The organism is Gracilibacillus pellucidus (assembly GCF_033949965.1).
Classification (GTDB): domain Bacteria; phylum Bacillota; class Bacilli; order Bacillales; family Amphibacillaceae; genus Gracilibacillus; species Gracilibacillus pellucidus.
Genome location: NZ_JAWZSR010000023.1, coordinates 1 through 9,766, shown reverse-complemented (window position 1 = coordinate 9,766; position 9,766 = coordinate 1). Strand labels below are relative to the sequence as shown.

At 38.4% G+C, this 9,766-nt stretch carries 7 protein-coding genes, 9 tRNA genes and 1 rRNA gene; all 17 read left to right on the top strand.

The features are described from left to right. Positions 1–32: 32 nt before the first annotated feature. A 5S ribosomal RNA gene (gene rrf, locus SH601_RS17485) occupies positions 33–149 on the top strand. Positions 150–196: 47 nt separating this feature from the next. After that, positions 197–271: transfer RNA gene (locus SH601_RS17480), tRNA-Asn, on the top strand. Between the two features lie 3 nt (positions 272–274). After that, positions 275–348: transfer RNA gene (locus SH601_RS17475), tRNA-Thr, on the top strand. 30 nt (positions 349–378) lie between these two features. Continuing rightward, positions 379–453, top strand: a tRNA-Glu gene (locus SH601_RS17470). A 9-nt stretch (positions 454–462) separates the two neighbouring features. Further along, a tRNA-Val gene (locus tag SH601_RS17465) sits at positions 463–538 on the top strand. Between the two features lie 3 nt (positions 539–541). Further along, a tRNA-Thr gene (locus SH601_RS17460) sits at positions 542–617 on the top strand. 30 nt (positions 618–647) lie between these two features. After that, positions 648–733, top strand: a tRNA-Tyr gene (locus SH601_RS17455). A gap of 57 nt (positions 734–790) precedes the next feature. Beyond that, positions 791–865 (top strand) — tRNA-Gln (locus tag SH601_RS17450). Positions 866–901: 36 nt separating this feature from the next. Beyond that, positions 902–974: transfer RNA gene (locus tag SH601_RS17445), tRNA-Lys, on the top strand. A gap of 10 nt (positions 975–984) precedes the next feature. Next, positions 985–1,060 (top strand) — tRNA-Ala (locus SH601_RS17440). Positions 1,061–1,438: 378 nt separating this feature from the next. After that, a complete protein-coding gene (gene sigW, locus SH601_RS17435) occupies positions 1,439–2,005 on the top strand; it encodes an RNA polymerase sigma factor SigW (RefSeq protein WP_413775144.1) in 567 nt (188 codons plus the stop codon). A gap of 14 nt (positions 2,006–2,019) precedes the next feature. Further along, the gene (locus SH601_RS17430) at positions 2,020–2,628 is read left to right on the top strand and encodes an anti-sigma factor (RefSeq protein ID WP_319959623.1); all 609 of its coding nucleotides are present in this window, start codon (positions 2,020–2,022) and stop codon (positions 2,626–2,628) included. Positions 2,629–2,895: 267 nt separating this feature from the next. Continuing rightward, positions 2,896–3,717, top strand: a complete 822-nt coding sequence (cdaA, locus tag SH601_RS17425) for a diadenylate cyclase CdaA (protein ID WP_319959622.1) — start codon at positions 2,896–2,898, stop codon at positions 3,715–3,717. Continuing rightward, positions 3,710–4,969 (top strand): CdaR family protein, encoded by a 1,260-nt coding sequence (locus SH601_RS17420; RefSeq protein ID WP_319959621.1) that lies wholly within the window; start codon positions 3,710–3,712, stop codon positions 4,967–4,969. Before cdaA ends, SH601_RS17420 begins: the two co-directional genes overlap by 8 nt. Positions 4,970–5,009: 40 nt before the next feature. Then, complete coding sequence (gene glmM, locus SH601_RS17415; RefSeq protein WP_319959620.1) at positions 5,010–6,365, top strand: phosphoglucosamine mutase; 1,356 nt, start codon at positions 5,010–5,012, stop codon at positions 6,363–6,365. Between the two features lie 474 nt (positions 6,366–6,839). Continuing rightward, the gene (glmS, locus tag SH601_RS17410) at positions 6,840–8,642 is read left to right on the top strand and encodes a glutamine--fructose-6-phosphate transaminase (isomerizing) (RefSeq protein ID WP_319959619.1); all 1,803 of its coding nucleotides are present in this window, start codon (positions 6,840–6,842) and stop codon (positions 8,640–8,642) included. Between the two features lie 813 nt (positions 8,643–9,455). Next, positions 9,456–9,766: LysM peptidoglycan-binding domain-containing protein (locus SH601_RS17405; RefSeq protein ID WP_319959618.1), on the top strand; the 311-nt coding region annotated here is incomplete at its 3' end.

Here is a 9,766-nt window from a genome sequence, read left to right as displayed (position 1 = left end):
AGTTTTTAGGGTATATTCCTAACATCATATAGTCTGGTGGCGATAGCGGAGAGGTCACACCTGTTCCCATGCCGAACACAGTAGTTAAGCTCTCCAGCGCCCATGGTAGTTGGGGCTTACGCCCCTGCGAGAGTAGGACGTTGCCAGGCTGTAGTATTATTTTAAACAGCTTTGAGAAGCATCAGTTGTTATTTATTCCACAGTAGCTCAGTGGTAGAGCAATCGGCTGTTAACCGATCGGTCGTAGGTTCGAGTCCTACCTGTGGAGCCATTTGCTTCCATAGCTCAGTTCGGTAGAGCACTTCCATGGTAAGGAAGGGGTCGCCGGTTCAAGTCCGGCTGGAAGCTCTGCGAGTTCATAAGCCATTATATTTTACTGGCCCGTTGGTCAAGCGGTTAAGACACCGCCCTTTCACGGCGGTAACACGGGTTCGAATCCCGTACGGGTCACCAATTTTCATCGGAGGATTAGCTCAGCTGGGAGAGCACTTGCCTTACAAGCAAGGGGTCGCAGGTTCGAGCCCTGCATCCTCCACCATTTGCCGGCCTAGCTCAATTGGTAGAGCAACTGACTTGTAATCAGTAGGTTGGGGGTTCAAGTCCTCTGGCCGGCACCATGAACATGAATTTGAATAACCTTTATGCATGGAGGGATAGCGAAGTTGGCCAAACGCGGCGGACTGTAAATCCGCTCCCATCGGGTTCGTAGGTTCGAGTCCTACTCCCTCCACCATTGTATAAAATAGTTATTAAGTGTATACACTACGTTTGTACACTTAATTTAGTTTGTTGGGCTATAGCCAAGCGGTAAGGCAACGGTTTTTGGTACCGTCATGCGCTGGTTCGAATCCAGCTAGCCCAGCCATTTTTCATTCTAAATGATGGACAAATACTTAGTTTAGAGCCATTAGCTCAGTTGGTAGAGCATCTGACTTTTAATCAGAGGGTCGTAGGTTCGAATCCTACATGGCTCATCATTGTTACGGGGCCTTAGCTCAGCTGGGAGAGCGCCTGCTTTGCACGCAGGAGGTCAGCGGTTCGATCCCGCTAGGCTCCACCATTTATAAGACGATATGTTAGATTAGTAGCGGTTTTCACCAAGAATGAGAACGGCTTTTTTTGTATGTGTTATTATAAGTAGACGATAAATAAACATGAGCTCATCTGATTGAATGCTTGCTTTATTTAGTAGCTAATATATTTCCTCGTTATCTTCTAAAAAAACCTACCAAAAATCAACAAAAACATACATTTTATTGGTATAATATTTTTGTCTACGTGTTTAAAAAGTTGCATATTCATAAATAAAACAGTGAGATGAATCACTGCTTATCATTTGGTGACTTTTTGAAAAACCTTAAATTTTTTTATAAAAAATGAAACTTTTTTTGAGGTGCTTCGTAAATAAGGTAACCGCAAATCTAGCGGAGGTATTCAGATGATTGAGGAAAAAATAAAGAAGAACATAAAGTTAGTTAAAAAGGGAGACCAATCTGCATTCGAGGAGATTGTTGAATATTATCAGAATAAAGTCTTTGCTATTTGTTTTCGGATGATAGGCAACAAACAAGAAGCAGAAGATATAGCTCAAGAGGCATTTATCCGAGCGTACCTTAATATACAGTCATTTGATGAAAATCGCAAATTTTCTACGTGGCTTTATCGGATCGCAACGAATTTAACGATAGATAGAATACGTAAGAAAAAACCAGATTATTATCTTGATGCTGAAATAAAGGGGACGGAAGGGCTAAATCTATATGAACAATTACCAATTGATCAACCTCTGCCTGATGAAGAAGTAGAGAGTTTAGAAATACAAAGTCATATTCAAAACGAAATAATGCAACTCCCTGCAAAATATCGGAGTATTATTGCTTTACGATTTTTAAACGAGCTCTCTCTAAAAGAAATTAGTGAAGTGCTAGAAATACCAGTGGGGACAGTCAAGACAAGAATCCACAGGGGTAGAGAAGCTCTTAGAAAAAGGCTTCGCCATATTTAAGGGGTGTGAGTGAAATGAAATGTGATAAAGAAATGATTCAGTTAATGCATGAATATTTAGACGGTGACATTTCTAAAGAAGATGATCAACGTCTGCGCTCACATTTACAAGCATGTGAGGATTGTCAAAAGCACTTTCAAGAATTAAAACGGACAGTGACATTAATAACGCCTAATTTAGAATTAAAACCGTCAATAAACTTCACTACCAATGTAATGGCTAGTTTGCCTAAAGAGAAGAAACGCATGTCAGCTAAGAGGTGGATGAAACTGCATCCTATGTTAACTGCAGCAGCTATCTTCTTTGTGTTGATGTTTAGTGGTGTGTTCTCTGCCTGGAATCAGGATCATCAATTAAGTTATCCAAAAGGACAGAATTTAGTTGTGAAAAATGATACAGTGATTGTCCCAGCAGAAGTAGTGATTGAGGATGATCTTGAAATAAAAAATGCAAACCTGATCGTAGAAGGAGAAGTAGATGGTAATGTTGTGCTTATTAATGGAGAGCATTTATCTGCGTCTGCTGGTAAAGTAACTGGCGAGATTAAAGAGGTAGATCAAGTATTTAATTGGGTATGGTATAAAATGAAAGGACTTGCTGAAAAAGTCTTTAGTTTAGACTGATAACTGTAAGTATTCCTTTATTCATAAAGCAGTGATGCCTATAATAGAGATATAAGCATCACTGCTTTTCTGTTTACCAGTCTTTTTTTTACCTATAATATGATGTTGGTACAAACCGTGTGAATATAGTATCATAGGATAAAATAACAGAGGATTGTTTAAATTCAGTATTTTGAGTAATAGTTGTATGAAATATTGTGCTATAATAAACAATAATTACAATATGAGATAGGAAGAGGATTCTGATGGACAGAAGGTTGTGTTTACATGCTTAATGGTGACTGGAGCTTGCTAGATATTGTAAAAATCATCGCAGATATTACCATCGTTTGGTATGTTTTATATAAATTATTGATGCTTATTCGTGGTACAAAAGCAATTCAATTGCTCAAAGGTATCTTCGTTGTCATTATTATTTATCTGGCAAGTGTATTATTTGATTTGAATACAGTACGTATTATTATTTGGCAAGTGATTATGTGGGGGCCTCTGGGGATTCTTATTTTATTCCAGCCAGAACTACGTAGAGCATTAGAACAATTGGGGCGAGGCAGTTTCTTTTCGAGGAATACGACATCAGAAGAAGAGGAGTTAAACCGATCTATTGAAGCAATTGTGGAATCATGTAAATACATGGCGAAACGTAGAATAGGGGCTTTAATTACGATCGAAAGAGATACGGCAATGGGTGACTATGTTTCCACTGGTATCCCGATTAACGGTGATTTAACTAACCAATTATTGACAAATATTTTTATTCCAAATACACCACTTCACGATGGTGCCGTTATTATTAATCGGGATGAAATAGTGGCGGCAGCTTGTTATTTACCATTGTCTGAGAGTCCATTTATCTCTAAAGAGCTAGGAACAAGGCATAGAGCAGCAATGGGGATAAGTGAAGTAACCGATGCCCTAACGATTATCGTATCAGAGGAGACAGGCGATATATCGTGTACAAAAAATGGTGAGCTACATCGGGATTTAACACCTGAACAATTGGTTGAAATGCTAGAAACAGAATTAGTGAAAAAATTCAAAACCTCAACGACGAAGGCATGGAATTGGAGGGGTAAGAAAAATGAATAAGTGGTTGGAAAAACCATGGGTCATAAGAATTGTTGCCTTAATACTTTCTGTCTTGTTGTTTGTGGTCGTTGCATTTGATCAGAATGTGTATGATAAAGACGATGGATTAGATTTATCCTTGGGTACTACAAACGAAACACAAACAATGGAAGATGTCCCAGTGCAAACATTAATTGATCATGATCAGTATGTTGTAAGTGGAGTACCAGACACAGTAACAGTGTCACTACAAGGTTCAGTGAGCCTAGTGACATCTACTGTATTCCAACGAAATTTTGACGTATATGTTGATTTGGAAGGATTAGATACAGGTACACATATAGTACCTTTACAATATTCAGGTGTAGCAGATCAGCTTAATGTTTATGTTGATCCACAAGAAGTGGAAGTTACAATAGAAGAAAGAGCTACTAAAGAATTTAATGTGACAATTGATACAGTTAATCGTGAAAGTGTAGAACCTGGATTTGAGGTTTCTAATATTTATGCAGAACCAGAGTCACTTGTTGTAACAAGCTCTAAAAGTATTATCGATAAAGTCGCAATTGTGAAAGGTTTTGTTGATGTAAATGGTTTTGATGAATCACAGACAGTTAGGAATGTTCCTGTGAAAGTATACGATAATCAAGGGAACGAACTAAGTGTTAGAATTGAACCACCAACGGTAGATGTTACAGTAGATATGAAAAATCCGAGTAAAACCGTTCCAGTAACAATCGAAACAGAGAATGAAGTGTCTGATGATGTAAGGTTAACTTCGATGGATTTAGAAACAGAAGAAGTAGAGGTTTTTGCAGCAGATAGCTATTTAGAGAATTTAGAAGAGTTAAAAACAGAGCCAATTGACCTTAGCGAAATAACGGAGAGTGGCACGATTGATGTACCACTTGCCACTTCTTCAGAGGTGAGAAAGGTTGAGCCAGAAACGGTTAAGGTTGCAGTAGAACTAGAAACAGTGGAGGAACAAACCATTGAAGATGTTCCGATTGACTTTCAGCATGAAGCAGATGATGTATCCTTAACATTTGTCGAACCAGAAGATACAAATACAATGAATATCGTGATGAAAGGATTTCCGGCTGATTTAACCGAAGTAGCATCGGACGAGCTTCACTTGACGATTGATCTTGATGGACTTAATTCTGGGGAACATCAGCTTGCTGTTGAACTGGATACACCGGAAGATATACCAGAGGGTGTAGAATTCGAATTGGAATATGAAGAAGTAACAGTAGAATTAGAAGAAGAATAGTATGATTTTGAGATGAAATCTAAAAGGAGAGATTTAGAACATGGGTAAATATTTTGGAACGGATGGAGTCCGTGGTGTCGCCAATAAGGAGCTTACACCGGAATTAGCGTTTAAGCTTGGTCGCTATGGTGGCTATGTGTTAACAAAAGAAACGGAAAAGCCTAAAGTATTAATCGGTCGAGATACACGTATTTCAGGTAATATGTTAGAAGGAGCATTAGCTGCAGGTTTACTTTCTATTGGTGCAGAAGTAATGCGTCTTGGTGTTATCTCTACACCTGGTGTTGCATACTTAGCGAAGGTGATGAATGCCCAAGCAGGCGTAATGATTTCTGCATCTCATAATCCGGTAGAGGATAACGGAATTAAATTCTTTGGTTCAGATGGATTTAAATTATCAGATGAACAGGAAGCAGAAATTGAAGCATTACTTGATATGGAAGAGGATGACCTACCACGTCCAGTAGGAGCTGAAGTAGGTCAAGTGAACGACTACCTTGAAGGTGGACAGAAATACATTCAATATTTAAAAGAAACAATTGATAATGAATTTGATGGTTTACATATAGCATTAGATTGCGCACATGGAGCAACTTCTGGTTTAGCATCACATCTTTTTGCTGATTTAGAAGCGGACATTTCAACAATTGGTAGCTCACCAAATGGGTTGAACATTAATGACGGAGTAGGATCTACACATCCAGAAGACTTACAAGCACTTGTTGTAGACAAGGGCGCAGATATTGGTCTTGCATTTGATGGAGACGGTGATCGTCTGATTGCAGTTGATGAAAAAGGAAATATCGTTGATGGTGACCAGATCATGTTTATTATCGCTAATTACTTGAACAAAAAAGGAGTACTACGTCATTCAACAGTAGTGTCTACAGTAATGAGTAACATTGGTTTTTATAAGGCATTAGAAGAAAACGAGATGAAGAGTAATAAAACAGCTGTAGGTGATCGTTACGTAATGGAAGAAATGCGTAAAGGCGGATATAACCTAGGAGGAGAGCAATCAGGACATATTATCTTCCTAGACTATACAACTACTGGAGATGGTATGTTATCTGCATTACAATTAGTAAATGTAATGAAAGAAACAGGTAAAACATTATCAGAGCTAGCAAGCGAAATGGAAAAATTCCCACAAGTATTAAAGAACGTTCGTGTCGTGAAGAAGAATGAAGTAATGACGAATAGTACCGTTCTTGATGCAATTGAAAAAGTAGAAACAGAAATGGGTGACAAAGGGCGCGTATTAGTACGTCCTTCTGGAACAGAACCATTAGTACGAGTAATGGTCGAAGCGCCTACGGTAGAGGATTGTAATAAATATGTTGATCAAGTTGCCGACATTATTCAAAATGTGATGGGATTAGAAGAGCAAGAATAACAAAGAAAAAAATCTTGGTGAGGAATGAAGTATTTCACCAAGATTTTTTTAATTTATAACCTTATTGATCACTAATATTTGTTACCATGCATAAAATTTATAGTAGGTAATTTTGTGTTAGTAATTGCCAAAAGAGACACTTTAGAGTAAAATGAAAGAGTCGCTTTTATGGAGCGATGTACTCAGGGGAGATAGAAAGGAGCATAGATGTAATAGAATATAAAAGCGCCTGGGCTATGATGGACGGATGTTCATAGCTGACGAGGAGGAGGTTTATCGAGCATGATCGGCGGATGCCTCCCGATTGTACATCTCAATCGATATGTTTGGATTCGAAAGCAGGAAGGCAACTTCTTGTACAAGAAGAAAAACAAGATGCACAAAAAACAAACACGAGAAAGGGGCAGATAGACGCCCCTGTTCAGAAGATCAAGGCTATTCGTCTGCCCCTTTTTCTAAGGAGGAGACAACGCTATGTGCGGTATTGTAGGATTTATTGGAGCAAATGATGCAAAGGAAGTTTTATTAACAGGATTAGAGAAATTAGAGTATCGAGGCTATGACTCAGCTGGGATCGCTTTGTTAAAAGATGAAGACGTAAATGTAACAAAGGTTAAAGGTAGAATTGCTTCATTACGTGAGAAAGTAGACGAACATGTAACGGCAACAATGGGGATCGGACACACTCGTTGGGCAACACATGGTGAGCCTAGTGAAGATAATGCCCACCCTCACCAAAGTGCATCTGGTCGTTTTACATTAGTTCATAATGGAGTTATTGAGAACTACGCGGAAGTTCGCGATCAATTTTTAACAGATGTTACATTGCAAAGTGAAACAGATACAGAAATCGTTGTACAGTTAATTGAACAATTTGCAAATGAAACAAATGATGTATTAGCAGGATTCCGTAAGGCTTTATCTGTATTAAAAGGGTCTTATGCACTTGCTTTAATCGATAATCAAAATGAAGATCTTATTTATGTTGCAAAAAATAAAAGCCCATTACTTGTTGGTTTAGGTGACGGCTTTAACCTAGTAGCTAGTGACGCAATGGCGACATTAAAGGAAACAGATCGTTACGTAGAAATTGAAGATAAAGAAATTGTATTAGTGGAACGTGACCGTGTAGAAATTCAAAAATTAGACGGTACTGTTGTAGAACGCGCGGCATATACGGCAGAAATTGATGCATCTGAGACAGAAAAAGGTACGTATCCACACTTCATGTTAAAAGAAATCGATGAACAACCATTTGTTATCCGTAAAATCATTCAAGAATATCAAGACAAAAACGATACAATTAAGGTAGATAAAAATATCCGTAAAGCAATGACAAAAGCGGATCGTATCTACATTATTGCAGCTGGAACAAGTTATCATGCAGGATTAGTAGGAAAACAGTTTATTGAAAAATTAGCTAATATTCCTGTTGAAGTGCATATTGCGAGTGAATTCTCTTATAATATGCCACTATTATCAGAAAATCCTTTATTCGTGTTTATCTCTCAAAGTGGTGAAACAGCAGATAGCCGTTCCGTATTAGTACAAACAAAAGCTTTAGGACACCCAGCGTTAACGATTACGAATGTACCTGGGTCAACCCTTTCTCGTGAAGCAGATTATACCTTGCATTTACATGCAGGACCAGAAATTGCGGTTGCATCAACAAAAGCATACACAGCACAAATCGCTGTATTAGCTATTCTTGCTGTGGATAGTGCGCGTGCAAAAGGTATTGAATTATCCTTTAATCCATTACAAGAATTAGCTATTGTTGCAAGTGCAATGGAAACATTAACAGATCAAAAAGATGAGTTTGAGCGTATTGCAAAAGAAATGTTTGCAACAACGCGCAATGCCTTCTTCATTGGCCGTGGGACAGATTATTTTGTTGTGCAAGAAGCAGCGCTTAAGCTAAAAGAAATTTCTTATATTCAAGCAGAAGGTTTCGCTGGTGGAGAATTGAAGCATGGTACGATTGCTTTAATTGAAGAAGGTACACCAGTAATCGCCATTTCAACACAGGAAAATGTCAACCTTTCTATTCGTGGTAACGTACAAGAAGTAGCAGCACGTGGAGCTAACACTTGTGTTGTAAGTATGAAGGGCTTAGAAACAGATGGTGATGAATTTGTATTACCACATGTTCATGAGCTGTTAACACCATTAGTAAGTGTTGTTCCGATGCAATTGCTTGCTTATTACGCAGCACTTCACCGTGATTGTGATGTTGATAAGCCACGTAACTTGGCGAAATCAGTTACGGTTGAGTAATAGTAGGTTGCTTGTTGATTGAAAATTATCTCCCTGCTAAATAGTTGGTACATCAGAGGGAAGAATGGGAAAGAAATAAGAAGAATCATGCAGTCAAATTAAGCCAATCAAATCTCAACAATAACTCAGGCTGGATCCAATGTGGGTCCAGTCTTTTGCTTTTCTGCAATCCCTGTTCAATACTCGCTCAATCCTTGTTCAATAAGGGTTTCATCCGTTTTCCCAATCACTAAATCCAGAGGATTTCTGCATCTTTCCTCCTCATTTTCTTCTGTCTAATATGTCCAACACTCACTACTTTTCCTTTCTTTTCTCTTGGTTCTTCCTTCCATTATCGGTACGAACTTTATAACATTGTCTGAATATTCTGTACAAATCAGAGCGGAAAAAAGAGGGCAAAAATGGGTGTTTTGGGGAAGAATTTTATAACATTTCCTTTAGGCATGAAAAATGGGGTGAAGCGTTGGAGGACAAGGGATGAAGGGAGATTTGGGGAGGGAAGAAGAAAGTAACAGGGGGATAAATTCCACGGCTGCTTCATCGGCATCAACTGCCGGCCCGATTACAGTGGCCATAAAATAAGCGTCATCATCAGAATTGTAACTAGTTTGCAGGAACCGCTCTGCAAGCGGCACAATGTACTCTCCGTCTTCCTCTTCCAGCTGCTGCTCCCCAAGTATTATTTGCTATAAAACTGTAAATGTGAAATAGATATTTGAAAAAATTTCATCAGGAAGTTGTTTATTATGTCAGATAAGTTTCTTTATTAAATACAGTTGGCCAGCTGAATAATATTTAGGAGAGATTAGAGATATGTATACTGTAAAATCAGGAGACACCCTAAGCCATATTGCTATTAAGTTCGATGTAACTGTATCACAATTGAAAGATTGGAACAATTTAAGTTCTGATACCATTTATGTTGGTCAGCAACTTATTGTAAAATCTCCATCTGGAGGAAGTTCAGGGCCTAAGACAACCACATATACTGTAAAATCAGGAGACAATTTAAGCAGCATTGCTCAACGGTTCGGCATGACGTTATCTGAAATTATCGCATTGAATAATATTAGCGATCCAGATAAACTTCAAATTGGACAAGTATTAAAAGTCCATGATAATGG